This is a genomic window from Sinorhizobium alkalisoli, from assembly GCF_008932245.1.
GTDB lineage: Bacteria > Pseudomonadota > Alphaproteobacteria > Rhizobiales > Rhizobiaceae > Sinorhizobium > Sinorhizobium alkalisoli.
Genome location: NZ_CP034909.1, coordinates 407707 through 434339 on the forward strand (window position 1 = coordinate 407707; position 26633 = coordinate 434339).

At 64.1% G+C, this 26633-nt stretch carries 22 protein-coding genes and 1 pseudogene; 18 read left to right on the top strand and 5 right to left on the bottom strand.

Going from position 1 to position 26633, the window contains the following annotated elements; translation table 11 throughout:
* Nucleotides 1–29 precede the first annotated feature (29 nt).
* Nucleotides 30–326, bottom strand: a complete 297-nt coding sequence (gene groES, locus EKH55_RS01955; protein ID WP_004675403.1) for a co-chaperone GroES — start codon at nt 324–326, stop codon at nt 30–32.
* Between the two features lie 264 nt (nt 327–590).
* Between groES and EKH55_RS01960 the strand changes: the two genes are divergently transcribed.
* The 7 genes and pseudogenes from EKH55_RS01960 (at nt 591) to EKH55_RS01990 (ending at nt 8719) form a co-directional block, all read left to right on the top strand.
* The gene (locus EKH55_RS01960) at nt 591–1418 is read left to right on the top strand and encodes a chromate resistance protein ChrB domain-containing protein (RefSeq protein WP_151610889.1); all 828 of its coding nucleotides are present in this window, start codon (nt 591–593) and stop codon (nt 1416–1418) included.
* A pseudogene (locus EKH55_RS01965) lies at nt 1415–2353 on the top strand (chromate transporter). The gene EKH55_RS01960 and the pseudogene EKH55_RS01965 overlap by 4 nt, the downstream one beginning before the upstream one ends.
* A 123-nt stretch (nt 2354–2476) precedes the next feature.
* Entirely contained in the window at nt 2477–3325 is an 849-nt protein-coding gene (locus EKH55_RS01970; RefSeq protein ID WP_069460310.1) for a TIGR01459 family HAD-type hydrolase, read from the top strand.
* 14 nt (nt 3326–3339) lie between these two features.
* Complete coding sequence (locus EKH55_RS01975; protein WP_069460805.1) at nt 3340–4323, top strand: bifunctional riboflavin kinase/FAD synthetase; 984 nt, start codon at nt 3340–3342, stop codon at nt 4321–4323.
* Nucleotides 4324–4580: 257 nt separating this feature from the next.
* On the top strand, nt 4581–7490 hold the full coding sequence (gene ileS, locus EKH55_RS01980; protein WP_151610890.1) for an isoleucine--tRNA ligase: 2910 nt from the start codon (nt 4581–4583) through the stop codon (nt 7488–7490).
* A gap of 134 nt (nt 7491–7624) precedes the next feature.
* Entirely contained in the window at nt 7625–8239 is a 615-nt protein-coding gene (locus EKH55_RS01985; protein ID WP_069460313.1) for a hypothetical protein, read from the top strand.
* Nucleotides 8240–8242: 3 nt separating this feature from the next.
* Nucleotides 8243–8719: a GNAT family N-acetyltransferase gene (locus EKH55_RS01990; RefSeq protein ID WP_069460314.1), complete on the top strand. Its 477-nt coding sequence runs from the start codon at nt 8243–8245 to the stop codon at nt 8717–8719.
* 3 nt (nt 8720–8722) lie between these two features.
* Here the strand turns inward: EKH55_RS01990 and EKH55_RS01995 are convergent, their stop codons facing one another.
* Nucleotides 8723–9172: a nucleoside deaminase gene (locus EKH55_RS01995; protein ID WP_069460315.1), complete on the bottom strand. Its 450-nt coding sequence runs from the start codon at nt 9170–9172 to the stop codon at nt 8723–8725.
* 72 nt (nt 9173–9244) lie between these two features.
* Here EKH55_RS01995 and EKH55_RS02000 point away from each other — a divergent pair, with 72 nt between their 5' ends.
* The 3 genes from EKH55_RS02000 to EKH55_RS02010 all read left to right on the top strand — a co-directional run bounded on the left by EKH55_RS02000 (nt 9245) and on the right by EKH55_RS02010 (nt 12591).
* Nucleotides 9245–10915, top strand: coding sequence for a pseudouridine synthase (locus tag EKH55_RS02000; RefSeq protein WP_069460316.1), 1671 nt, complete (start codon nt 9245–9247; stop codon nt 10913–10915).
* A 3-nt stretch (nt 10916–10918) separates the two neighbouring features.
* On the top strand, nt 10919–11488 hold the full coding sequence (gene rsmD, locus EKH55_RS02005) for a 16S rRNA (guanine(966)-N(2))-methyltransferase RsmD (RefSeq protein ID WP_069460317.1): 570 nt from the start codon (nt 10919–10921) through the stop codon (nt 11486–11488).
* A 221-nt stretch (nt 11489–11709) separates the two neighbouring features.
* Entirely contained in the window at nt 11710–12591 is an 882-nt protein-coding gene (locus EKH55_RS02010; protein ID WP_069460318.1) for a patatin-like phospholipase family protein, read from the top strand.
* Between the two features lie 9 nt (nt 12592–12600).
* Here EKH55_RS02010 and EKH55_RS02015 read toward each other — a convergent pair whose 3' ends face one another.
* Nucleotides 12601–14460, bottom strand: coding sequence for a monovalent cation:proton antiporter-2 (CPA2) family protein (locus EKH55_RS02015; RefSeq protein ID WP_151610891.1), 1860 nt, complete (start codon nt 14458–14460; stop codon nt 12601–12603).
* A gap of 151 nt (nt 14461–14611) precedes the next feature.
* Between EKH55_RS02015 and EKH55_RS02020 the strand changes: the two genes are divergently transcribed.
* The 6 genes from EKH55_RS02020 (at nt 14612) to lpxK (ending at nt 20532) form a co-directional block, all read left to right on the top strand.
* Complete coding sequence (locus EKH55_RS02020) at nt 14612–15958, top strand: TldD/PmbA family protein (protein ID WP_069460320.1); 1347 nt, start codon at nt 14612–14614, stop codon at nt 15956–15958.
* Between the two features lie 108 nt (nt 15959–16066).
* Nucleotides 16067–16879, top strand: a complete 813-nt coding sequence (locus tag EKH55_RS02025; RefSeq protein ID WP_151610892.1) for a 3'(2'),5'-bisphosphate nucleotidase CysQ — start codon at nt 16067–16069, stop codon at nt 16877–16879.
* A 58-nt stretch (nt 16880–16937) separates the two neighbouring features.
* Nucleotides 16938–17174, top strand: a complete 237-nt coding sequence (locus tag EKH55_RS02030) for a DUF4170 domain-containing protein (protein WP_069460806.1) — start codon at nt 16938–16940, stop codon at nt 17172–17174.
* A gap of 36 nt (nt 17175–17210) precedes the next feature.
* Nucleotides 17211–18536: a lipid IV(A) 3-deoxy-D-manno-octulosonic acid transferase gene (gene waaA, locus EKH55_RS02035; protein ID WP_069460322.1), complete on the top strand. Its 1326-nt coding sequence runs from the start codon at nt 17211–17213 to the stop codon at nt 18534–18536.
* A gap of 111 nt (nt 18537–18647) precedes the next feature.
* Nucleotides 18648–19349 (top strand): HAD family hydrolase, encoded by a 702-nt coding sequence (locus EKH55_RS02040; protein WP_069460323.1) that lies wholly within the window; start codon nt 18648–18650, stop codon nt 19347–19349.
* Nucleotides 19350–19485: 136 nt separating this feature from the next.
* Nucleotides 19486–20532, top strand: a complete 1047-nt coding sequence (gene lpxK / locus EKH55_RS02045) for a tetraacyldisaccharide 4'-kinase (RefSeq protein ID WP_069460324.1) — start codon at nt 19486–19488, stop codon at nt 20530–20532.
* Nucleotides 20533–20549: 17 nt separating this feature from the next.
* Here lpxK and EKH55_RS02050 read toward each other — a convergent pair whose 3' ends face one another.
* Both EKH55_RS02050 and mutL read right to left on the bottom strand, forming a co-directional pair.
* Nucleotides 20550–20783 carry a DUF2093 domain-containing protein gene (locus EKH55_RS02050; protein WP_069460325.1) on the bottom strand — a complete coding sequence of 78 codons (234 nt, stop codon included), beginning with the start codon at nt 20781–20783 and terminating at the stop codon, nt 20550–20552.
* A gap of 216 nt (nt 20784–20999) precedes the next feature.
* Nucleotides 21000–22814, bottom strand: coding sequence for a DNA mismatch repair endonuclease MutL (mutL, locus tag EKH55_RS02055; protein WP_069460326.1), 1815 nt, complete (start codon nt 22812–22814; stop codon nt 21000–21002).
* Between the two features lie 370 nt (nt 22815–23184).
* Here mutL and EKH55_RS02060 point away from each other — a divergent pair, with 370 nt between their 5' ends.
* A complete protein-coding gene (locus EKH55_RS02060; RefSeq protein WP_151610893.1) occupies nt 23185–24906 on the top strand; it encodes a PAS domain-containing protein in 1722 nt (573 codons plus the stop codon).
* A 306-nt stretch (nt 24907–25212) separates the two neighbouring features.
* Nucleotides 25213–26538 (top strand): putative bifunctional diguanylate cyclase/phosphodiesterase, encoded by a 1326-nt coding sequence (locus EKH55_RS02065; protein WP_069460328.1) that lies wholly within the window; start codon nt 25213–25215, stop codon nt 26536–26538.
* Nucleotides 26539–26633 lie beyond the last annotated feature (95 nt).

Below are 26633 nucleotides of genomic sequence, written 5' to 3' on the forward strand. Positions count from 1 at the left end.
CGGAAGGTTTTGGGAGGGTTGCCGGCCGATCAGCCGATGATGCCCATGATGTCGGCTTCCTTCATGATCAGAAGGTCTTCGCCGTTGATCTTGACTTCGGTGCCGGACCACTTGCCGAACAGCACGCGGTCACCAGCCTTGACGTCGAGTGCGACAACCTTGCCGCTTTCATCACGAGCGCCCGATCCGACAGCCACGATTTCGCCTTCTTGCGGCTTTTCCTTTGCGGTGTCCGGAATGATGATGCCGCCCTTGGTCTTCTCTTCAGACTCGACGCGGCGGACGACGACGCGGTCGTGCAGCGGACGGAAATTGGTGCTTGCCATTGTCTAATCCCTCGATCAAATGACATTGCGGATCGTTGGAGAGATCCGGTGGATGGTATTAGCACTCATGTCGAGCGAGTGCTAGCGTCGCCGAGATAAGACCGGCCAGCGGGCGAGTCAAGGATCGGCTGCGAGATTTTTCGGCCAGTCGGAAAGCGTTGACAGCTCTGCCGCTATTTTGTTTGATGACTATATGGGGTGAGCGAATACCCCACGAGGCGTCATGCCGGAATTCGCGTCCATCATAAGCAAGGACGTCGTATCATGGCCTCGTTCAATTCCATTTCATCCGAAAAACTTGCCCGGCTCGTCGGAACGCCCAACTGCCCCGTTCTCATCGATGTGCGCGATGACGACGATGTTGCGGCCGATCCCCATCTCGTGCCCGGTTCCTTCCACCGCACCCATGCCGACGTCCGGCAATGGGCGCAGCTCTACAAGGGGCATTGGGTCGTTGCGCTCTGTGAGCACGGCGGCAAGCTCAGCGAAGGAGTGGCCGCCTGGCTTCGCCATTCGGGCGCGACCGCCGAGATACTGGAGGGCGGGATCGAGGCCTGGCGGGAAGCAGGCCTGCCTCTCGTCCCCGTCGCGAGCCTTCCGAATGCCGATCCGTCCGGCGGTTCCGTGTGGGTGACGAGATCAAGGCCGAAAATCGACCGCATCGCCTGTCCCTGGCTGATCCGCCGCTTCGTCGACCGCCAAGCCAGCTTCCTGTTTGTCACGCCGGCCGAGGTCGAGATGGTTGGCGAACGCTTCGGCGCAACACCATTCGATATCGAAGGGGTCTTCTGGAGCCATCGCGACGAGGATTGCACCTTCGATACGATGGTCAAGGAGTTCGGTCTCTCCTTCCCCGCGCTCAAGCATGTCGCGCGTATCGTGCGCGGCGCCGACACCGACAGGCTCTCTCTCGCTCCCCAAGCGGCCGGCCTGCTCGCCATCTCGCTCGGTCTTTCCCGCATGTATGCCGACGACCTCGAACAGCTCGAGGCAGGGATGAGCGTCTACGACGCGCTCTACCGTTGGGCGCGCGATGCGACCCAGGAGAAGCATGATTGGGTATCCCACGGCGGCAAGGGGAAGCGGACGTGAACGAGCAAGCATCGGCGGGCCTCGCGCCCGCCCACCCGTCTTTTGCGGGGGCGACGAAGGTCTGGGCGAAGATCGGCCTGTTGAGTTTCGGCGGACCGGCCGGGCAGATCGCGCTCATGCATCGCGAACTGGTCGAGGAACGCCGCTGGCTCGGAAAGCCGCTTCCTGCATGCGCTCAACTACTGCATGCTGCTACCGGGCCCGGAGGCGCAGCAGCTCGCCACCTATATCGGCTGGCTGTTGCACGGAACGCGCGGCGGCGTGGTCGCGGGAACGCTCTTCGTCATCCCCGGATTTTTCATCATTCTCACCCTTTCCTCGCCCTATGCCCTGTTCCAGGAGACCGGCTGGCTCGCGAGCCTGTTCTTCGGTCTCAAGGCCGCGGTGCTGGCGATCGTGATCGACGCGCTGGTTCGGCTCTCGCGCAGGGCATTGAAAAGCGACTTCGATCGCCTTCTGGCGCTCTTCGCCTTTCTGGCGCTATTCGTCTTCGCACTGCCGTTCCCCTTGGTGGTGATTTCGGCTGGCGTGATCGGCTACGTCGCCGCCCGCCACGCGCCCACGCGGCGCCAGCGACGCTTGCAACCTGGGTGACCTTCGTTCCCTGCTTTCTCTGGATCTTCCTGGGAGCGCCCTATGTCGAGCGGCTGCGCGCGAATGTGGCGCTCTCGGGTGCGCTTTCGGCCATCTCGGCGGCGGTTGCCGGCGTCATCCTCAACATGGCAGTCTGGTTCGGCCTGCACGTCCTGTTCCGGCGGGTCGAGCGGCTGGAATACGGGCCGATTTCGCTTCCCCTGCCGGATCCCTCGACGTTGGATCCGGCCGCCCTGCTCCTGACGATCCTGGCGGCTGCATCGCTTTTGTGGTGGAAGCGCGGCGTCTTCTGGACTCTCGCGCTCTGCGCCGGAGCCGGGTGGCTCCTCATTCTTCTGTGATACCGCAGACGCTGCGCGGCCGCCGATTCCGTGGGAAGGGCGGTGATTTTCCATGCGCGAGGCTTGTATTCTTGCCCCTTCCTTGCGATGTCAGCCGGAAAGCCGAGTTTGCGGGAAGCCAGTATGGCCGTCAGGATCAACAGTTTTCGGGAAATCGCCAGCCGCTACGACGTGGTGCTTTGCGACGTCTGGGGCGTGCTTCACAATGGCGTCCAGGCCTTCGTATCCGCCGGCGAGGCGCTTGCCGAGGCGCGCGCGCAAGGGTTGACCGTCGTTCTCATCACCAATTCCCCGCGCCCCCACCCGGGCGTCAAGGTGCAGATCCGCGGCCTAGGCGTTCCCGACGAGGCCTATGACCGCATCGTCACCTCCGGCGACGTGACGCGAGCGCTGATTGCCGCCGCCGAGAAGCGGATCTTTTTCATCGGCGCCGATCGGGACCTGCCGCTGCTCGAAGGTCTCGGCACCGAGATCGTGTCGTCCGAAGAGGCGGAAACGATCGTCTGCGCCGGCTTCTACGACGACGAGACCGAGACCCCCGACACCTACCGGGCCACGCTGACCGGCCTCGCCAAACGGAAGGTGCCGTTCATCTGCGCCAATCCCGACCTGGTGGTGGAGCGCGGACACCGCCTGATCCCCTGTGCCGGTGCCATCGCCAAGCTGTATGAAGAACTGGGCGGCGAGGCGCGTATCGCCGGCAAGCCCTACAAGGCGATCTATCGGGCAGCTCTTTCGGAGGCACAGGCCGCCCGCGGTGCGTTCGATCTTGCGCGCGTCATTGCCATTGGCGACGGCATGCCGACGGACGTCAAGGGCGCTCAGGACACCGGCTTCGACCTGCTTTACATCAGTGCAGGCATCCACGCGCAGGAATACATGCATGAAAGCCGCACCGACGAGGCGAAGCTCGCCGCCTTCCTGAAGAGGGAAGGGGCGACGCCGAAGTGGTGGATGCCGCGGCTCGGCTGACGGGAAGCATGGAGATGACGGTTTTTCATCGCAACGAAACCCGCGACCCGCTCCCGGAGCGCCTTCATGGCGGCGTGGTTGCGATCGGCAATTTCGACGGCGTCCATCGCGGCCACCAGTCGGTGCTCAATCGTGCGCTGGACGAGGCAAGGGGCCGAGGCGTTCCCGCTCTGGTACTCACCTTCGAGCCGCATCCGCGCACGGTCTTCCGGCCCGACCAGCCAGTCTTCCGTCTGACTCCCGCGCCGCTCAAGGCGCGCATCCTCGAGGGCATGGGGTTCGGCGCGGTCATCGAATATCCCTTCGACCGGACCTTTTCGGAGCTTTCGGCCTTCGATTTCATTCACCGCATCCTGCGCGAATGGCTGCATGCCTCCCATGTGGTCACCGGGTTCGATTTCCATTTCGGGAAGGGGCGCGAAGGCGGCCCGGCCTTCTTGATGGCGGCGGGCGAGCGGGAAGGTTTCGGCGTAACCCTGGTCGATGCTTTCCGCGACGAGAATGCCGACGTCATCTCCTCGAGCGTCATCCGCTCCCTGCTCGCCGAGGGGGACGTTGCGCAGGCGGCGGGGCTCCTCGGCTACCGCTATATGGTCGAGGCGGAGGTGATCGGCGGCAAGAAGCTCGGGCGAGCGCTTGGCTATCCGACCGCGAATATGCGCCTGCCGCCGGAGGCGGAGCTCAAGAGCGGCATCTATGCGGTACGGTTCCGCCGGGCCGACGGCGTGCTTTACGACGGTGTCGCCAGCTTCGGCCGTCGGCCCACGGTTGACAGCGACGGCGAGGCGCTGCTCGAAACCTTCGTCTTCGATTTTGCCGGCGAACTCTACGGCGAGGTCTGCGCCGTCTCCTTCTTCGGCCGCCTTCGCGACGAGTTGAAATTCGATGGACTTGAACCCTTGATGGCGCAGATGAGAGAGGACGAGAGCGAGGCGCGAGCGCTTGTAGCCGGCGTCCAGCCCTTGAGCGAGATCGATCGAAGCCTGAACTTCGCATGACGTCGCCGAAAGAAATCGGCCGCCCGACAGCGGCGGACCTTTTCAAAAGGCCGAAAACGCCTTAAAGAACCGGCCACCATGACCCGGCACCGTCGATTGATTGTCGATCAGCGAATTATTGGCCCGGCTTTCCGCGCGCGCTAGGCGGCGCCGGAAGGTCCGGGATTTCGGCGTTTCGCGCCCCCACTGCATCTTCAAGAGACAGAATTCTTCCGCATGCGCGATGAATCCGCGCGGGAAAGACGAATGCAAAGACCATGACAGAAACCGCTGAAAAAATCGATTATTCCTCCACGCTTTATCTGCCGCAGACGGATTTTCCCATGCGTGCGGGCCTTCCGCAGAAGGAGCCGGAAATCGTCGCGCGGTGGCAGAAGATGGAGCTCTACAGAAAGCTTCGCGCCTCCGCCGCCGGCCGCGAGAAATTCGTGCTGCATGATGGCCCGCCCTACGCCAATGGCAACATCCATATCGGCCATGCGTTGAACAAGATTCTCAAGGACGTCATCAACCGCTCGTTCCAGATGCGCGGTTTCGATGCCAATTACGTGCCCGGCTGGGACTGCCACGGCCTTCCTATCGAATGGAAGATCGAGGAGAAATACCGCGAGAAGGGCCGGAACAAGGACGAGGTTCCGGTCAACGAATTCCGCAAGGAGTGCCGTGACTTCGCCAGCGGCTGGATCGGGGTTCAGGCGGACGAATTCAAGCGCCTCGGCATCGAGGGCGACTTCGAAAACCCTTACACGACGATGAACTTCCATGCGGAGGCCCGCATCGCCGGCGAATTGATGAAGATCGCCAAGGCCGGGCAGCTCTATCGCGGCTCCAAGCCGGTCATGTGGTCGGTCGTCGAGCGCACGGCGCTTGCCGAGGCCGAGGTCGAATATGCCGACGTCGAAAGCGACATGATCTGGGTGAAGTTCCCGATCACCGAGGGTCCGGATGCGCTCGCCGGCGCATTCGTCGTCATCTGGACGACGACGCCCTGGACGATCCCCGGCAACCGCGCCATCGCCTATTCGTCCCGTTACGCCTACGGCCTCTATGAGGTCGCGACCGCCGAGAACGACTATGGTCCGCAGCCGGGCGAAAGATTGGTCTTCGCCAAGCGTCTGGCGGAGGAGTCGGCCTCAAAGGCGAAGGTCACGTTTAGTTTCGTCCGCGACATCGAGGCGAGCGAACTGGCGGCTGTGGTCTGCGCCCATCCGCTGCACGGCCTCGGTGGCGGCTATGCCTTCAAGGTGCCGCTCCTCGACGGTGAGCACGTCACCGACGATGCCGGCACGGGCTTCGTGCACACGGCACCCGGCCACGGCCGCGAGGACTTCGAGGCCTGGATGGACAGCGCCCGGGCGCTTGAAGCGCGCGGAATTTCGTCGGCAATTCCCTTCACCGTCGACGACGCCGGCTATTTCACCGCCGACGCGCCTGGCTTTGGTCCGGATGCGGAAGGCGGCGCCGGACGCGTGATCGACGACAAGGGCAAGAAGGGCGATGCCAACGACCGCGTCATCAAGGCCCTGATCGCCCGCAACACACTCTTTGCCCGGGGACGGCTGAAGCATTCCTATCCCCATTCCTGGCGGTCGAAGAAGCCGGTCATCTTCCGCAACACGCCGCAGTGGTTCGTCTATATGGACAAGGACTTCGGCGACGGCACGACGCTGCGCTCGCGGGCGCTGAACGCGATCGACGCAACCCGCTTCGTGCCGGGCGCGGGCCAGAACCGCCTTCGCGCGATGATCGAACAGCGTCCGGACTGGGTGCTGTCGCGCCAGCGTGCCTGGGGCGTGCCGATCGCCATCTTCGCCGACGACGACGGCAAGATCCTTGCCGACGACGAGGTCAACGCCCGCATCCTCGAAGCCTTCGAGAAGGAGGGGGCGGATGCCTGGTTCGCGGAGGACGCCAAGGAACGCTTCCTCGGGAACGATCATGACCATGCCCGCTGGCACCAGGTCATGGACATTCTCGACGTTTGGTTCGATTCCGGCTCGACCCACACATTCACGCTCGAAGACCGACCAGACCTGAAATGGCCGGCCGACGTCTATCTGGAGGGTTCGGACCAGCATCGCGGCTGGTTCCATTCCTCGCTGCTCGAAAGCTGCGCGACGCACGGGCGCGCGCCTTACAAGGCCGTCATCACCCATGGCTTCACCATGGATGAAAAGGGCGAGAAGATGTCGAAGTCGAAGGGCAACACCGTCACGCCGCAAGAAGTGATGAAGGATGCCGGCGCCGATATCCTGCGCCTTTGGGTGATGACGACCGACTATTGGGAAGACCAGCGTCTCGGCAAGACCATCATCCAGACCAATATCGACGCGTACCGCAAGCTGCGCAACACGATCCGCTGGATGCTCGGTACGCTCGCGCATGACAAGGGCGAGGTGATCGCCCTTTCCGACATGCCGGAACTCGAGCAATTGATGCTGCATCGCCTTACCGAGCTCGACCGGCTTGTGCGCGAGGGCTACGACGCCTTCGACTTCAAACGGATCGCCCGGGCGCTCATCGATTTTTCGAATGTCGAGTTGTCAGCATTCTATTTCGATATCCGCAAGGACGCGCTCTATTGCGATGCGCCGTCGTCGCTGCGCCGGCGCGCCGCTTTGCAGGTTATCCGCACGCTCTTCGATTGCCTGGTGACCTGGCTTGCGCCGATGCTGCCCTTCACCATGGAAGAAGCCTGGCTGTCTCGCAATCCGAATGCGGTCTCGGTGCATCTCGAGCAGTTCCCCGCCGTGCCGGCGGAATGGCAAAACGCAGCACTCGCCGAGAAATGGCGGAAGATCCGCGAGGTGCGCAAGGTCGTGACCGGTGCCCTGGAGATCGAGCGCAAGGACAAGCGCATCGGTTCGTCACTCGAAGCGGCTCCGATCGTGCATGTCGCCGATCCGGATCTTCGCAAGGCGCTCGAGGGCCAGGATTTCGCCGAGATCTGCATCACCTCGGCGATCGAGGTCGATGGAGCCGAAGGGCCGGCGGGCGCCTTCACTCTGCCGGAGGTGGCCAGGGTCAGCGTCGTGCCGAAGCTCGCGGCAGGCCGCAAATGCGCCCGCTCCTGGCGCATTACCTCCGATGTGGGAACCGATCCGCTCTACCCGGACGTGTCCGCCCGCGATGCCGCCGCGCTGCGGGAACTCGGTTTCAAAGCGTAACCGATGTTTACCGGATGAATTGCGCTTGAGCCGTTCATCCGGTACAACCTGCCCGAAATTTGGCGGATTTTTCCGCCATGGGCGCTTGGATGACCGCGAGGGGCGCGGGTGGGGCTGGCTTGAAGGAATCTCAAATGACGCGAGAGTTGCGATTGTTCGTTGGCGTTGCCGCGGTCGTGGCGGGCAGCCTTGTTGTCTCGGGCTGCGTCGGCGGGCCGACCTACGGCACCGACAAGACGGCCGGCGAACATTTGCTCGACGATCTCGGCAGCGCCGTCAGCCTCGCTCCGCCGAAGCGGGACCCGGTCAAGTATCAGCCCCGCCCGGCACTGGTTCTGCCGCCGAAGGAGCAGGAGACTGCGCTGATCCAGCCGCAGCCGTCGCTTGCGAGCCGCGAGAACAATCCGGCATGGGTCGAGTCTCCCGAAGAGACGCGCGCACGTCTGCGGGAGGAGGCGGACGCCAACAAGAACAATCCCAATTACGTTTCGCCACTTGCGAAGGCGAGTTCCAATGGCCGCCGGCTCTCGTCAAAGGAACAGCAGCAGGCCTATCGCGAAGCGCGCAAGATCGAGCAGGGCGCCTATTCTGACAAGCGCCGCTTCCTGAGCGATCCGCCGCTCGAATATCGTCGCCTGCCTGAAGGGGCGGAGGTTGATTTGGGCGAGCCGGAGAAGGACAAGGAGCGTCGGCGCAAGAAGGAAGCGCAGATCGCCAACAGCGGCAGCAAATGGTACTGGCCGTTCTAAGCCATGATTAGCATCCGCGATGCCGTTGCTGAAGATGCAACGACGATTCTGCGTTTCATCACGGAGCTCGCCGTCTACGAAAAGGCGGAGCACGAGGTCGAGGCCACTGTGGAACTGCTTCAGGGGTCGCTTTTCGGACCGCGAGCGGCCGCCCGCGCCGCCATCTGCGAGATCGATGGCAAGCCTGCCGGCTTCGCCGTCTGGTTCTACAACTACTCCACCTGGCAGGCACGCAAGGGCCTCTATCTCGAGGACCTCTACGTCTCGCCCGAGCATCGCGGCTCCGGCGCGGGAAAGTTGCTCCTGAAGCATCTGGCGCGCGTCGCCCTTGCCGAGGGTTGCGGCCGCTTCGAATGGAGCGTCCTAGACTGGAACGAGCCCGCCATCCGCGTCTATGAGTCGATCGGCGCCGAGCCGCTGTCGGAGTGGACGCGTTATCGGCTCACGGGCAAGGAGCTCGAAGCTCTGGCGGCTGACTGAGAATCACCGCCGGGCAGCGAAGAAGTCGCGGAGAATTTCGGCGGCCTCCCGCTCGGCGAGACCGGAATAGACATCCGGAACGTGATGACAAGTGGGCGAGGCGTAGAAGCGAACTCCATTCTCGACCGCACCGCCTTTCGGGTCCTCGGCTCCATAATAGAGGCGGCGAATGCGGGCGAAGGAGATGGCGGCCGCGCACATGGTGCAGGGCTCCAGCGTGACATAGAGATCGGCGCCGGCAAGCCGCTCGTCGCCCACGGCGCTTGCCGCCTGCCGGATCGCCTCGACCTCGGCATGGGCAGTGACGTCGTGGAGTTCGCGGGTGCGATTTCCGGCGGCGGCGATCATTTCGCCATCGAGCACGACGACCGCACCGATCGGCACCTCGCCCCGTGCCGCCGCCTTGCGGGCCTCCGCGAGGGCCGCATCCATGAAGCGCGCTGTTTCCGCCATCACTTGCTCATAATTTCGCTTAACCGAAAGCCTTCGACCTGATAGGACAGCGGCAAAAGGCAGGCAATAGAAATGACATCCAAAGACACGCCCAAGGGGCCCGGCAAGGCCAAATCCCGGAACAGCAAATCCTCTTCCGGAGGCAGGAAGACTGGCGCAACGAAACCGGCCAGGAGCGGCACCGCCGCGGATTCCGTGGGTGCCGGCGAGCCGCAACGCATCTCGAAACTTCTCGCCCGTGCCGGGGTTGCCTCGCGCCGCGATGTCGAGCGGATGATCATGGAAGGGCGCGTGACCTTGAATGGCGTCCAGCTTGATACGCCGGTCGTCAACGCGACGCTCGCCGACAGGATTGAAGTCGACGGCCATCCGGTCCGCGGCATCGAGCGCACGCGGCTCTGGCTCTACCACAAGCCGGCGGGTCTGGTGACGACCAATGCCGATCCGGAGGGTCGCCCGACTGTCTTCGATGGGCTGCCCGAGGACTTGCCGCGCGTGTTGTCGGTGGGCCGCCTCGATATCAATACCGAGGGGCTGCTGCTGCTCACGAATGACGGCGGGCTCGCCCGCGTGCTCGAATTGCCCGCGACCGGCTGGCTGCGTCGCTATCGTGTTCGCGCCCATGGCGAGATCGACCAGGCCGCCCTCGACCGGCTGAAGGAAGGCATTGCCGTCGACGGCGTCCTTTACGGCGCCATCGATGCGACGCTTGATCGGGTGCAGGGATCGAATGTCTGGATCACCATGGGTCTGCGCGAGGGGAAAAATCGCGAGATCAAGAACGTGCTCGGCGCACTTGGCCTTGACGTGAACCGGCTGATCCGCATCTCCTACGGTCCGTTCCAACTCGGCGACCTGCCGGAGGGCGAGGTCCAGGAAATCCGCGGCAGAACGCTGAGGGAACAGCTTGGGCCCCGGCTCATTGAGGAAGCGAAGGCGAATTTCGACGCGCCGCTGTACAACGACCAGCCACCTGCCCGCGAAATGGAAGAGCGCGACGAGAAGGTTAAGGGGGATAAGCACGAACGCGGCACGTGGCAGAAGGAGGACAAGCGGGAACGCGCGCTTGCCCGGCTCGACACGCGCCGCGCCGATGGCCGTTCGCGCGAACGCGGCGAGCGTGGCGCTGGCAGAACCGAGGAGCGCCAGCCTCGCCCGACGCAGCGCCGCAGCCGCGCGTCGAATGTGTGGATGGCGCCCGGCGCCCGCCCCGTAGCCACCAAGAAATCGAAGGCGGCAGAGGATGATCCCGCGGCGAAGCCCGCGCGCGGCAAGAATGCGGAGGCGAAGCGTTCCGGCAAGCCGGATGCTCATGCGAAGGCGGCGGGCGCTCGCGACCCGGCCGCGAAAGGCCGCGCGGACAAACCAGCACGTCGAACGAGTGAGACGGCCGGCGGGTTCGAGCGGCGCCGCTCCACGGAGGGCGCCGCCGAGCGGAATTCGCGCGACCATGGTGATCGTCCGCCGCGCCGGGAGGTGGGCGAGCGCCAGCGCAGCGAACGCGCCGCGCGCCCGCAACGCCGCAGCGACGAGGATCGTGTCTCCGGCGATCGCTCGCGCACGAAGCCCGCCAATGCCAAACCGGCAGGCGGCAAGTCTGCGAGCACAAAGCCGGCCGGGGCGAAATCCTCCCCGCCGCGCTCTTCCGGACCGCGCGGCGGCAAGTCGGGCGGAGGCAAATTCGGGGGAAAACCCGGCGGCCGTACCGGTGGCGGCAAGCCCCGCGGCAAGGGGAAGTCGTAGGCCGTGCGCATCGTCGCTGGTGAGTTCCGGGGTCGCTCGCTTGCCACGCCGAAGTCAAACGATATCCGGCCGACAACGGACCGGGCGCGTGAAAGCCTGTTCAACATCCTCAGTCACAGCTATCCCGGGGCCCTCGACGATACGCGCGTGCTTGATCTTTTCGCGGGCACCGGCGCCCTCGGCCTGGAGGCGCTGTCGCGCGGCTGCCGCCAGGCGCTTTTCGTCGAACAGGGCGTGGAAGGCCGCGGGATTCTAAGGGTCAATATCGAAGCGCTCGGCCTGCAGGGGCGCGCAAAGATCTTCCGGCGCGACGCGACCGATCTCGGGCCCGTCGGAACGATGGAGCCGTTCCAGTTGGTTTTCGCGGACCCGCCCTATGGCAAGGGACTCGGTGAACGCGCGCTTGAGGCCGCTGCCGCCGGCGGATGGCTCGTGCCCGGGGCGCTCGCCGTGCTGGAGGAGCGGGCGGATGTTCGACCGCAGCTGTCGTTGGCCTTCGAACTGCGCGATACGCGCGCCTTCGCAGATACGCACATGCATTTTTTCCGCTATCGCGGTGCTGTAGCACTTTGAATTGCTGCATTCTTTGTTGCTCAATCGAGATCGACCAAGGACGTGCAGCAGCCTGCATTGCCGCGCCGCGCGTCGTTTCAGACATGCCAGGTCGCTGCAACTCTTTGAAACTGCGGTATCGAGCTTTTCGAAATCGAGTATGATTCTCGGATCGATGCGATAGAGCGCGGTGGATCGGGCGGGCTCGAGAGCAGACGGCCGCTGATGGAAGGGAGCTGTCGATGGAGCAGAACCTGTCGAGGCTGGACTCGGCAACGAAGAAAGCTGAGCCGACCGTGGCGCTCGCCCTTGGCGGCGGCGGCGCACGCGGCCTTGCCCATATTCATGTGATCGAGGCGCTCGACGAGATGGGCATCCGCCCCGTTGCAATCGCCGGATCCTCCATCGGCGCGCTCATGGGGGCCGCCATGGCAGCGGGCATGACCGGCAGGGAAATTCGCGAGCACGCGCTTTCGACGGTCGGCCATCGCGGCGAAGTGCTGAACCGGCTCTGGCAATTGAGGCCGAGCAGCCTCTCGGAGGCCATGGCGAACGGCTTCCGCTTTGGGCAGCTCAACATCGAGCGTGTGTTGAAGGCCTTTCTGCCTGAGGCGATTCCCGGCCGCTTTTCCGAGCTCGTAATTCCACTGAAAGTCCTGGTCACGGACTATTACGGCCAGACGGAGCGCGTCTGCGATGGCGGAGACCTGCGCAAGGCGCTTGCCGCTTCCTGTGCGCTGCCTGCGGTCTTCATGCCGGTGAAGATCGACGGCCGTGTGATGATCGACGGCGGCATCTATAACCCGATCCCCTTCGACCACTTGCGTCAGGCGGCCGACATTGTCGTCGCGGTCGACGTCGTCGGCGGCCCGGACGGCGACGGCAAGACAATCCCGAGTCGAATCGACAGCCTGTTCGGCGCAAGCCAACTGATGATGCAGTCGATCATTGCCATGAAGATGAAGGCCGGCGCGCCCGATCTCCTGCTGCGTCCCGATGTCGGCCGCTTCCGCGTCCTCGATTTCCTGCGTGCGCAAGAGGTGCTCGCCGCCACCATGCCGGCCAAGGACCAGATGAAACGCGCACTTTCCGACCGCATCGGCCATTGGCGGCCAGGCGACTGATGCGGGTTGCTAATCGGCGTTGGCCAGCGTGTCGTCGGGACGAGCCTTGGCGTCGGCGCCGAGCGCCGAGCGGACTCGCTCCTGCGTTTCGGCAGTGTGGCTGACGTCCCGTCGTGGTTTCACCAGCGGCTCCGGCCGCACCGGCTTTGAATGCAGCATGTGGCGGCCCGCGCTGATGCCTTCCGCCTCCTGCAGGACCAGCCGCGCCTCGTCGCGCCGGCGGATATCGTCCATGATGCCGATCGCTTCCTCGTCGGCGACTCCCAGCGCCTCGAGCGTCTTTCTGCCGAAGAGCAGGCCGGATTCGAAGGTCTCGCGCAGCTCGTAGTCGATGCCTTTGGAGCGCAGTTCCAGCGTATGCAGCCGATCATAGGAGCGGGCAAAGATGCGCGCCTTCGGAAATTCGGACTGCAAGAGACCGATGATCCTGTCCGTCGTTTCCTTCTTCTGGGTGCAGACCGCGACGATTTTTGCCTTCTCGATGCCGGCCGCGCGAAGTACATCGAGCCGCGTGCCATCGCCGAAATAGATGCGGAATCCGAACGTCGCGGCCTGGCGTACGCGCGCGGCGGAATGATCGATGATCGTCACGTCGCGTCCGCCGGCTAGGAGAATTTGCGCGGCGATCTGGGCGAAGCGCGAGAAACCGATCATCAACACATCGGCGCCTGCGCCTTCGAAATCCTCCTCCATCTCGTCCTCCATTTCGTCGCGCTCGCGCAACAGCCGCTTCGACAGGAGCGCGGCGACCGGCGTGAGCGCCATTGAGAGCGTGACGATGGCGACGAGCAGGGACGAAATCCCTTGCGAAAACACGCCGGCGGCGGCCGCTGCGGTGAAGAGCACGAAACCGAATTCGCCGCCCTGTGGCAGGAGCAGGGCAACGCGCACCGCGTCGTTGTGATGGGAACCGAGGGCGCGGCAGAGGCCGTAGAGGACAAGGCTCTTCGCCGCCATCAGCAGCGGCACTGCGATCAGGATCAGGAGAAGGTTGGCCGCGACGACGCCGAGTTGCAGCGACAGGCCGACAGCCATGAAGAACAGCGCTTGCAGGATGCCGCGGAACGGTTCGATATCGGCCTCGAGTTCGTGGCGATACGAGGATTCCGCCAGCAGCACGCCCGCGAGAAATGCACCCATGGCCATTGACAGGCCGGCAAGCTGCATCATCGTCGCTGCCCCGATGACGACGAGCAGCGCGGCGGCGATCATGACCTCACGGGCGCCGGTGCGGGCGATGACCTGAAAGAGAGGATTGAGCAGATAGCGGCCCGCTGCAAATAGAGCGGCAATCGCGGCGATCGCTATGGCGAAGTCCTGGAGCGGCGAAGTCGTGGCTTCCGGCGCCCGGGCAGCCAACAGCGGGATCAGGGCGAGGAGCGGAACGATGGCGATGTCCTGCAGCAACAGGATGGAAAAGGCGCGCTGACCGTATCGCGTGTTGGTGTCGTTGTTCTCGTCGAGGATCTGCATGGCGAATGCGGTCGAAGAGAGAGCCATGCCGAAGCCGGTAATGACGCTTCCGCGCCAGTCGAGCAGACCGAAGAACGCGATAAGACCGGAGAGAATGGCACCGGTAAGGACCACCTGCGCCGACCCGAGGCCGAATATGTCCCGGCGCATCTGCCAGAGCCGCGATGGCTTCAGCTCGAGCCCGATGATGAACAGCAGAAACACGACGCCGAGTTCCGCCACGTGCAGGATCTGCTCGCCCTCAGTGATGCGCTGGGCGATCGGACCGATGAGTACGCCGGCGGCGAGATAGCCGAGAATGGTGCCGAGACCGAGGCGCTTGAACAAGGGTGCCGCGACCACGGCACCGCCGAGCAGCATCAATGGCTCGGTGTAGATGAACGGTGTCGTTGCCATGCTCAATGTTTCCATGCTGGCGGCCTCTCCCGCCCTGGAAGGCCGGGCGATTGGCCGTACGTTCGTTTGCATGCGGGAAGGGGAATCGTGATGATGCCCTTGATGCATGCCTTACTGCACAATAAATGGGGCAGGAAGGAAAGGTCCAGCAATGTCCGAGACAATCGACTCCGCCATCCTTGAAACACGCGCCGCCGAACTCGTCGATCGGGCTCGCCAGGCCGGAGCCGATGCGGCGGACGCGGTGGTCGTACGCGGCCGTTCCCGCTCCGTGTCGGTGCGGCTGGGCAAGGTCGAGGCGACGGAATCCTCCGAAAGCGACGAGTTTTCGCTGCGGGTTTTCGTCGGACGGCGGGTCGCCAGCGTTTCCGCCAATCCCGGTTTCGACCTGAAGCTGCTTGCGGAACGAGCCGTGGCGATGGCAATGGCTTCACCCGAGGACCCATATGCGTCGCTGGCCGACCCTGATCGCCTGGCGAAGTCTTATCCGGATCTGGATCTGTTCGACGCCCGCGAGGTTTCGAGCGAGGCGTTGACGGAAGCGGCGCTCGCGGCCGAGGCGGCGGCGCTCTCGGTATCGGGTGTCACAAACTCGAGCGGCGCCGGTGCCAGCGCGGGCATGGGCGGGCTCGTGCTCGTCACCTCGCACGGATTTTCCGGCTCCTATATGGCGACGCGCTTCGGCCGTTCCGTCAGCGCGATCGCCGGCGAAGGCACGAAGATGGAGCGGGACTATGATTATGACAGCCGCCTCTATTTCAGCGAGTTGCGGAGCCCGGAGGACATCGGCCGTGTCGCTGGGGAAAGGGCCGTGGCCCGTCTTAACCCACGCCGAGTGGCAACTGCCAAGAACGTGCCCGTCGTTTTCGATCCACGTGTTGCGCGCGGCTTCGTGGGCCATCTTGCAGGCGCGATCAACGGCGCCTCGGTCGCGCGCAAGACCAGCTTCCTGCGCGACATGATGGACAAACGGATCTTGAAGTCCGGCATTACCGTCACGGACGACCCGCTGATCGTGCGCGGCGCCTCCTCGCGTCCTTTCGATGGGGAAGGGGTAACCGGTCAGAAAATGTCCATGGTCGAGGATGGAGTCCTCAAGCACTGGTTCCTGTCGACGTCGGCGGCTCGGGAACTCGGCCTTCAGACCAACGGGCGCGGCGTGCGCGGCGGTCCGACCGTCAACCCCGCCTCGACCAATCTTGCCCTCGAACCGGGTGCGATTTCGAGGGACGATCTGATCCGCAATGTTGGCACGGGTTTCTACGTGACGGAGTTGATCGGCCAGGGCGTCAACATGGTTACGGGCGAATACAGCCGCGGCGCCTCCGGCTTCTGGATCGAGAACGGCGAGATCAGCTTCCCCGTTTCCGAGGTGACGATCGCTTCCAATCTGAAGCAGATGTTCATGGCACTGACGCCCGCCGACGACATCGACAGGAATTTCGGCATCGCCTCGCCGACATTGGCCATCGAAGGCATGACCCTTGCCGGATCCTAGCGCATCAGACAGCGACCTTTGCGCGTCTGAAAAGGCGGGCGACGCTGTATGACCGACTGGACGGCCACGTTGAGCGCGCGGGTCCGATTCGCGCCGTTAGGGAGTTGAATGTCTGAAACGATCCCTTCGGCCACGCCCAACTGGGACGAGGACCTCGCACTGATCATTGCCGCCGCGGTCGCGGCCGGCGACACGGCACTCGGATATTTCCGCAGGGCGGTCGACGTTCGCTGGAAGAATGAAGGCCGTTCGCCCGTGAGCGAGGCTGACCTTGCCGCAAACGACATCCTCAGCACAAGGCTGCTCGGCGCCCGGCCCGGCTATGGCTGGCTTTCGGAGGAGACCGACGATGACGAGACGCGCCTCACGCGCGACACCGTCTTTGTGGTCGACCCGATCGATGGCACGCGCGCCTTCATCGGGGGCAAGGAGCTCTGGTGCGTCAGCGTTGCGGTCGTCCATCAGGGCCTGCCGGCGGCGGCCGTTCTTTACGCGCCGGCACTTGAAGAGCTGTTCCAGGCGACCCACGACGGCGAGGCTTGCAAGAACGGCGAGACGATCGCGGTTCGCGATCCCGGCGAGAGGCTGCATCTGGCGGTCGCCGAGGATCTCGTGAAAAAGCTTCACTCTCCCTATCGCGAACGGATCGAGCGCGTGCCGCATGTGCCGTCGCTCGCCTATCGGCTGGCGATGATCGCGGATGGCCGCATCGACGGCACCATCGTCAAGAAGAACGCCCACGACTGGGATTTGGCGGCCGCCGATCTCATTCTTGCGCGGGCGGGCGGCGCACTATGCGGTCTCGACGGTCTACCACTGTCCTACAATCGCCAGATTGTCAGCCATGGCTTTCTGGGCGCCGCATCCGGGCAGGCACTGCCGTCTTTGCTGGCCGCGACACGCGCGCTCGAGGACCATTGACCTTTGGGGGCGAATGCCGCAAATCAACGCCGACCGTTCAAAAGAAAATGGGAACATGATGGCTCACGACACCGACAAGAAACAACGCCTGCATCTCGTCTTCGGCGGCGAACTGACGACGCTTCAGGAGGTGCAATTCCGCGACCTGGAGCAACTTGATATCGTCGGGATCTATCCTGATTACGAGAGCGCCCTGGCCGCGTGGAGGGCCAAGGCGCAGATGACGGTCGACAACGCCCATATGCGTTACTTCATTGTGCACATGCATCGCCTGCTCGACCCGGAAAATGAATGACGCCGAGGATGTCGGCGCTGGAGAGGGCGCGCGTATATGAGTAGCCTTCGCGCGCGGCTTGCGCTTTCCGCCTATCGCTGGGTCGGTACCGCGATCTATCCCATGGTGGGTCCCTACCTGGCTCTGAGGGCGGCCAAAGGCAAGGAAGATCCCGCGCGGCGTCGCGAACGCTATGGGCACGCCAGTGCGCCGCGCCCCGATGGACCGCTCGTCTGGTTCCATGCGGCCAGTGTCGGCGAGACTGTCGCGGTAACCCCGTTGATCAGGGAGATCCGGCGCCGCGGCATTGCCGTGGTGCTGACCACCGGCACGACGACCTCGGCCCGGGTGGCGGCCGAGCGGCTGGGCGCGAGCGTCGTGCATCAATATGTGCCGCTCGATTTCAAGCCGGCGGTGAGCCGCTTCCTCGAATATTGGCAGCCGGATCTGGCGATCATTGCCGAATCAGAAATCTGGCCGATGACCATCGTCGAGCTCGGCCGCAGGCACATTCCGCAGGTCCTGGTCAACGCCCGCCTCTCCGACCGTACCTTCTCCCGCTGGAAGAAGCGCCCATCCCTGGCGGACGCCCTTTTCGAAAACCTTGCGCTCGTCATCGCCCAGTCGGATATCGATGCCGACCGGTTCCGCACGCTCGGCGCGCTGCCGGTCATGGTTTCCGGCAATCTCAAGGTCGATACCGATGCGCCGCCGCACGATCCGCAGGCGCTGCGCGAGTATCGGCAGCAGATAGGCAGCCGCAAAACCTGGGCGGCGATCTCCACCTTCGAGGGAGAGGAGAATGCGGCGGGGGTCGTCCATCGGGTATTGAAGGAGCGCAATGATCTGCTGACGATCGTCGTGCCGCGTCATCCGGAGCGATGCGACGCCGTCGAGGCGGCCCTGACGGCCAAAGGCCTCAAGGTCGCGCGCCGCACCCGGGGCGATCCGTTGACGTCCGACGTCGATATATTTCTCGGTGACACGATCGGCGAAATGGGTCTCTACCTCCGGCTGACGGAAGTAGCCTTTGTCGGCCGATCGCTTTTTGCCGAAGGCGGTCAGAACCCGCTCGAGCCGGCCATGCTCGGCTGCGCGGTGCTCTCCGGCGGCAATGTCCAGAATTTCCGCGAGACCTATCAGATGCTTGCCAAGAACGGCAGCGCCAAGATCGTGCGTGACGTCGAGATGCTGGCGAAGGGGGTGAATTATCTGCTCGCCAACGACGACATGCGCCGCTCCATGATCGACGCCGGCCTTGAATCCGTGCAACAAATGCGCGGCGCGCTGACGGCGAGCTTGAAGGGCCTGGAGCCCTATATCAACCCGCTGATCGTGAAGGCGCGGCTCACACCGCGCGCGGAAACCAGCGCATCGGCCTGAAAGTCGGAATCGATTTTCGGAAAGCTCGATGCACCGATTGAAAGAGCTACAGCGAACTTTGCGCGTCTAAAAGACGCGCGGCGCTGCAGAAACCCGTTGCGGATCAGGACCATGGCAACAGTCGCCATCGCCGGCATATTGTTTGACAAGGACGGCACGCTTCTCGACTACGTCAAGAGCTGGGTGCCGGTAAATTATGAGCTGGCGCGGATCGCGGCCAAAGGCGACGAGACGCTGGCGCGGGCGCTACTCGAGGCGGGCGGGATGGACCCGGACACCGGCCATGTCACGCCGGACAGCCTTCTGGCCGCTGGGAATACGGTGGAGATCGCGGCCGGGATGGTTGGTGCGGGCGCGCCTTTCACAGTCGAGGCGCTGACGACGCTGTTCGACGGGCTTTTCGCCCGGTCCGCTGATTATGCCGTGCCAGTCACCGACCTCGCCGCCTTCTTCGCCGGACTGCATGCCAGGGGATATCGCCTTGGCGTCGCCTCGAGCGACAATGAGTGCTCGATCCGGGAAACCGCCAGACGCTTCGGATTCGACCGTTTCCTGCACTACGTCGCCGGCTACGACAGCGGCTACGGCGTCAAGCCGGAGCCGGGAATGGTGCTCGGCTTCTGCGCGGCGACGGGGCTCACACCCGAACAGGTCGCTGTCGTCGGAGACAACAATCACGACATGCATATGGGCCGCAGCGCCGGCGTCGGGCTGACTATTGCCGTGCTCAGCGGCACGGGTTCACGCCAGTCGCTCGCCGCGGCGTCAGATCATTGCCTGACAGATATCACCGAGCTCGAAGCGGTGCTTTGAGGGTGCCCCGTCTGACCGGCTTGCCTTTTTTGCCGTTCTGACGTTTTTTGTGGCGGTCACGCCCATTTGCGGCGGCGATGGCGGGTGAATCGGAGATCGTCCGCGGTCAGAGAGCGACGGAGGCGGCACGTCAAAAATGGTTTCGGAAGCGCCACCCTTCTGGTGGACCAGGGCCGATTGGCGCGCCTATGCCCTTTGGCCCTTTTCCTGGCTCTACGGCCGCGTCGCCGGACTGCGCATGGACCGTGCGCGCCGCTCCATGCCGCCGGCGCCGCTCATCTGCGTCGGCAATTTCACCGTCGGTGGGGCCGGTAAGACGCCGACGGCGATCGCCCTTGCCCGGGCGGCCCGGGCACGCGGGCTCACGCCGGGTTTCCTGAGTCGCGGCTATGGCGGCTCGCTCGATGTCACGACGGTGGTAGACCCCGCCCATCATCGCGCCCGCGACGTTGGCGACGAGCCGCTACTGCTCGCGCGCGAGGCGCTGACGGTCATTTGCCGGCGTCGTGTCGAGGGTGCCCGCAGACTTGCCGCCGAAGGCGCCGACATCATCATCATGGATGATGGATTCCAGAGTGCGCGCCTGACCTTCGACTTCGCCCTGCTGGTCATCGATTCCGGCCGAGGCATCGGCAACGGACATCTCGTGCCTTCGGGTCCGGTGCGCGCGCCGATCGCCAATCAGCTCCGCCATGCCACGGCGCTTTTGAAGATCGGCCGGGGACCGGCCGCCGATCTCCTGATCCGCCGCGCCGCACGGGCGGGAAAGGCCGTCTATGTGGCCGACACGATGCGGCTCGACGACGGATCGCTTGCGGGCGTCAGGGTCCTGGCCTGGGCGGGCATCGCCGACCCGGAGAAGTTCTATCGCACGGTGCGGGAGACGGGTGCGATCATCGAAGAAACGCAGAGCTTCCCGGACCACCACCATTTCTCCGAAGATGAGATCGCCGACCTCATCGACCGGGCCGACAGCCGGGGCTGCACCTTGGTAACGACGGCCAAGGACATGGTGCGCCTGGAGCCGGGCCACGGCCGGGCGGCGGAACTGGCGGAGAAGAGCAGGGTCGTCGAAATCGAGGTGCATTTCGACGACCCGGAGGCCCCGCGCAAGATCATCGAGGCGACGCTCGATCACGCGCGGGCGCGCAAGCTGGGGATGACGAAAGAGCAGCGGCGCTGAGCAGCAGGCGCGGCGCTTCAGCGCCTCTGATCGGGTAGAGCTCCGGCGCGCCGCTCCGCCTCGAGCGAGGCTGCGGCATCCGCGTAAGGCTCCTGCCGGGCAACGCTCCAATAGCGCAACTCATCGACGGGTATTGGCTTGCCGGTCATGGCGCAGGTGACGTAGGAGCCCGCAAGGACGATCTGAAAGTCACCATCGAGGTAGCGAATCTTCGCCTCGCGGGAGGAATTTCCGTCGAAACGGTTCATCATTTGCGCCTCGTCACTACTACTGCATGTCTCCTTTAATCGACCTCGATTAAAGGACAAAGACATGCAGCAATTCAAAGTGCTACAGCGACCTTTGCGTGTTCAATAAGACGCGCGGCGCTGTAGTATCTTCCCGTCTATCCCGGCGTCTCGAAAAAGGCCAGCGGAATTCTGATATCCGCCACCGCCGCCAGCAATCCGGTCTCTCTCGTACGGATGTCAGCTCCTGCCGAAAAGCCGTTCGATATCGGCAAGCTTGAGCTCGATATAGGTCGGGCGGCCGTGATTGCACTGCCCGGAACCCGGAGTTGCCTCCATCTGGCGAAGCAGCGCGTTCATCTCCTCAGTGCGCAGGCGGCGGCCGGCGCGCACGGAGCCGTGGCAGGCCATTGTCGCAGCAAGATATTCGAGCCGGCCGGCGAGGCCGTTCGCCGTATCCCATTCCGCCAGTTCGTCGGCGAGCTGGCGGACCAGGCCGACGGCATCCATTTCGCCGAGCATCGCCGGGGTCTCGCGGACCGCGATCGCGCCGGGGCCGAAACGCTCGATCGCAAGCCCGAGCCGCAGGAACTCCTGCGCATGCGCCATGAGGCGATCGCAATCCTCCTCGGAGAGATCGACGATCTCGGGAATGAGCAGCGTTTGCGCCGGCACGGCCCGCGAACGCAGCGCCTCCCTCATCGTTTCGAAGACGAGGCGCTCGTGCGCCGCGTGCTGATCGACGATGACGAGACCATCCCCGGTTTGCGCGACGATATAGTTTTGATGGATCTGGGCACGGGCGGCACCGAGAGGAAAGGAGGGCTCGTGGCCGGTATTGGTGACGGGTGCCTCGACGGCCGCTTCGGCGCGTGCCGAAGGCTGCGCAAACTCCGAGAAGGCCGCCTGCGGCGGCTCCGCAAAGCCACGGACGGGTGCATCGAAATCCATGGGCCGGTAGGGTGAGGCGGCTGCATTCCAGGGCGCCTGTGGTCTTTGCTGCTCGGGCCGGTAAGCCTCGGGGCGGAAGGCCCGCATCAGACCGTGCGCCCCGGTGGTCGCCGCGCGGTCGCCCTCGCGTGCCAGGGCCTCGCGGATTGCTCCGATGATCAGTCCGCGGATCAGACCTGGATCGCGGAAGCGCACATCCGATTTCGCCGGATGTACATTGACGTCGACGAGGGCCGGATCGAGCGTGATCGACAGCACGGCGATCGGGTAGCGCCCCTGCGGAATGGTCTCGGCATAGGCCGCGCGGATCGCCGAAAGGATGAGCTTGTCCTGAACCGGCCGGCCGTTGACAAAGGCATATTGCTGCAGCGAGTTGCCGCGGTTGAAGGTCGGGACGCCGGCAAAGCCGGTCAGTCGCGCCTCTTCCCGCTCGGCATCGATCTCGATCGCGTTGTCACGGAACTCCTTGCCGAGCACCTGCGCCATCCGTGCGAGCCGGTCATCGCCCGTTGCCGGAAACTCGAGCGTCGAGCGGTCGGATCCGGAAAGCACGAAGCGTACTTTCGGAAAGGCGATCGCCATACGGCGCACGACTTCCGAGATCGCGGCGGCTTCGGCCTTTTCCGACTTCATGAATTTGAGCCGCGCCGGCGTCGCGAAAAAGAGATCGCGCACTTCGACGACGGTACCGCCATTGGCGGGCGAGGGGCGCACAGGTTCGGCCTTGCCGCCCGAGACGGTGATGGCCGCGCCTTCCCGTGCGCCGGCCGCGCGCGTCGTGATCGACAGCCGCGCCACCGACCCGATCGACGGCAAGGCCTCGCCGCGAAAGCCCAGCGTACGGATATCCATGAGGCTGTCGCTGATCTTCGAGGTGCAGTGCCGACGGACCGCCAATTCCAGATCGTCCGGCGCCATGCCGCAGCCGTTGTCGGTTATCCGCAGGAGCGTCTTTCCACCTCCCGCCGTGGCGATCTCGATCCTCGTCGCGCCCGCATCGAGGGCGTTTTCGATCAGCTCCTTGGCGGCGCTGGCAGGCCGCTCGATGACCTCACCGGCGGCGATCTGATTGATGAGTGTTTCGGAGAGTTGCTGAATGGCCATTGCCCATTTTCGCGGATTCGCCGGACAAGGGAAAGAGGGATCCCGGCTTTGCGCCGGCGGGGGGGGGGGAGAGAATGCCAGCTATCAGCGCTCCAGGGGAAAAACGCCCTATCGATTTAATCCCACCTTAACGTTCTGCTGCGATTTTCCACAACAGCCTGAATGATCACGGGTTTGTTCTTTGGAGGACCGCAGCGTTGCTGGACGCTGCTCGCACGGCCCGGAGAAATGCCGTTTTAAGGCCAGCCAGCATGTCCCAAAATGAAAACCGCCGCGACAGCGCCGTTTGCCGCAGAGACGCGCAACGGATGCCGTGACACTTTGGGTTTGCTGCACGGTTCCAAGCAGCGACCGAGATGAGGGCAGTGCAATGGACGATGTGGCGCCGGTCGGCGCGGACATCATGAGGATGGTGCTGGAGTCGGGCTGCGACGCGCTTGGCCTCGCTTTGCTCGTCTGCGGCAGGGACGACACGATTCTCTTTGCCAGCGCGGCAATGATGCAATTTTTCCCCGTACCTGCCCGCCTGCTGAGGCCGGGCACGCGGCTTCGCGATTTCCTGGGTGCAGTCTACGACACGGGGGCACGTCCTGGAACCTTGCCGGAGAACAGCCGGCGCCGCGCCAACCGGGAGGACTGGATCGCCGAACAGATGGCCCTCCACTGGCGCGAACGCTACGAAGGCGTCGAACGGGTCGGCCGCACGCGGTGGATCTGCCTGCGCACGCGCCGCCTCCCGAGCGGCATCGGCATTCTTTCGCTTACCGACATCACCGAGCAGAAGAAGCGCGAAGAGCAATTGCAGACGGACATTGAGCGCATCGAACTCACGGAAGAGATCCTCGACGCCCAGCCCAATCCGATCTGCGTCAAGGACCGCAATCTTCATTATATCGCGGTCAACAAGGCCTTCTGCAGTCTCTACGACCTGCCCCCGGAGGCGATACTCGGGCGTTCGGCCTGGGACCTCTTGGATGCGGATATCGCCGAGCGATTAGACCTGTCGGACCGGCAGGTGCTGGCAACCGGACGGCCGCATTCGGAGGCTGAGCACATGGTGCGCGCCGATGGTAGCGACCTTTGGGTGGTGACGCGCAAGTACCGCGTCGGCATGCCGGGCCGCCAATTCGTCGTGACCTGCATGACCGACGTTACCGACATCGCCGCCTGGTACTGTGGCGAGGGCGGTGGCAGCCCCTCCGGGCTGCAGATCCGCGACTACAGCATCTTCAGTCCCGGCCAGAACTTCTATGACCCGTTTCGGGCGCTGAATGTCCAGCAACTCGTCGAAACCGGATCGATGATCGAGACTTTGCCGGCGCGCGGCCTGCGCGTACTGCTGGCAACGTCCGACCGCGACCTGGAAGAGGGCATCGTCGCGCGCCTGCGCGGCTCGGGGCTCGATGCCTGCGCCGTTCGCAACCTCGAGGAGCTCGAATCCTTCGCGAGCACCGCCGAAAGCCGCGGCGTGAAGCTCGACGTCCTGTTGCTCGATCGCGCGCTCGCCCAAAGGGATGCGATCCCTGCCTGGTGGCGGGACTGCCCGCTCGTCGAGGTGACAGGCAGTACCAATATCGCGGCGCTTCTTACCGAAATTTTTCGGGCTTGCGCCGAGCGCCGGCCGGGACGGTCCTTGTTTCCACAGGGGGATTTCGAGATCTCCTTCGAGGACGCAGCAGGCCCCGGTGCGATTGCGACCAGGTTGGACGTGCTGGTGGCCGAAGACAATCAGATCAATCAATTCGTCTTCGCGCAGATACTCGAGGGCCTTGGGATTTCCTATCGGATTGCCGCTGACGGCCGCGAGGCGGTGGAGCTTTGGCAAGAGCTCCGCCCTGTAATCGTCCTGATGGACGTTACCCTGCCCATTCTGAACGGTTTCGAGGCTGCCGCCGCTATTCGGGAAGCTGAAAAACGGACCGGATACCGCACGCCCATCGTGGCCGTGACGGTGCAGGCTCTCGACATCGATCTCGATCAATGCCAGGCCTCCGGCTTGGACGGCCACATCATGAAGCCGATCAGCCCGGATATGATCGAGGCAGTCCTCAGGAAATACATGCCGGCCGGGACACTACGCGCCAATGGCTGACAGGGGATAGCCCTCAACAGATTTGACGGTGCCTCGCTATGGGATTGTTAACCCGAGATTGTCATTGTCCGCAGGTTGGTGCCGTAGATCGGCGTCGATTGGAGGGCAAACCCATCGGCCGCCCCCAACAACAGCGACCTTTGTGCGCATGGCGCCGCAGGTGAACGGGCGGGAAAGTGGCATGATGACCTCGGTCGAGCAGATTTTCTCCCGTGTGCCGGACATGTGCTCCGGCAGGAGGGGGCTGCGGGCTGATCTTTCCTGCGTCGGGCGTCGGCGGAGGCACGACTGCTGGAACCCGCCGCGATGACGCTCTTCGCGCTTGATCCGCTTGGTGGCAATGCGCCGACCGATCCGCTGACGGGCCTCGGCAACGCCCAACAATTGCAGCGGAGTGTGCTGGCACTTGCAGCCGAACGAGCCGCCGACCCGGCGCCATTCACCATCGGCCTCGCAAACCTCGATGGCTTCAAGCCCATCAACGACCTGTTCGGTCGGGAGGCCGGCGACCGGATACTCTGCCAGGTGGCGCATCGCTTGACGGCCTGCGTGCCGGAAGGCGCGGCGGTGATGCGGACCGCAAGCGATGAATTCGCTCTTGTTCTGCCGTTGGTCTTCGAACGAAACGGCGCCGAAAGGATCGGCCAGATGCTGAGAGAGGCGCTTTCGGCGCCTGTCGACCTCGGCGACCGCACGGTCCGGCTCTCGGCATCCTTCGGTTTCGCCGTCTTTCCTTTCGCGGGCGACACCTTCGAAAACCTGTTGAAGAGCGCAGATACGGCTCTTTACCGCTCGAAGCGGCGGGGCCGGGGGCAGATCACCGTCTATTCGCACGAGATCGCCCAGGAGATGAAGCGGGCGACCCAGCTTGAACAGGCGTTGCGCAATGCCATCATCGCGGATGAAATCGACGTGCATTTCCAGCCGATCGTCGATCTGTGCACTGACAGCGTCGTCGGATTCGAAGCGCTCGCCCGCTGGTGCGACGCGGATCTCGGCTATGTGTCTCCTGCGCTGTTCGTTCCGCTGGCCGAGGAGCGCGGCTTTATCGATCCGCTCTCGGAAATGCTGCTGCACAAGGCGGCTCAGGCAGCGCTTTGCTGGCCGAAAGAGCTGTTCCTTTCATTCAACCTGTCCTCTGCGCAACTGACCGATCCGACGACGAGCGGCAGACTGCTCGCGATCATCAACCAGGTCGGACTCGACCCGCGCCGGCTGGAACTCGAGATTACCGAGACCGCGGTCATGGCAGATGCCGATGTGGCGCAGAAGATCGTCACAGATTTGAGGGCGGCCGGGGTGCGCGTCTCGCTCGACGATTTCGGCACCGGGCAGTCGAGCCTCGGCCGCTTGCGGGATTTCTCCTTTGACAAGGTGAAGATCGATCGGGCCTTCGTTTCCCGCATTGCCGCAGACCGCGCGTCGGAGCATATCGTCAGGGCGATCGTCTCGATGTGCGAAGGGCTAGAACTCGAGGTCGTTGCCGAAGGCATCGAGGATTTCGCCGAGGCGGTCAAACTGAAAGCGCTCGGCTGCGGCATGGGGCAGGGCTATTTCTATGGCAAGCCAGCCGACGCGGTCGCAACCATGCGCTATCTCGCCGGCCGCCACCGCGCGAATGCGTTGCTCTAGGATACCCCAGCTAACCGGTGATTGGCGGCGGAACGGTAGCCCCCTCCTCACGGACAGGCCGCGCCGCCGTCTTGTCAGACGCGAAAAGCCGCTGT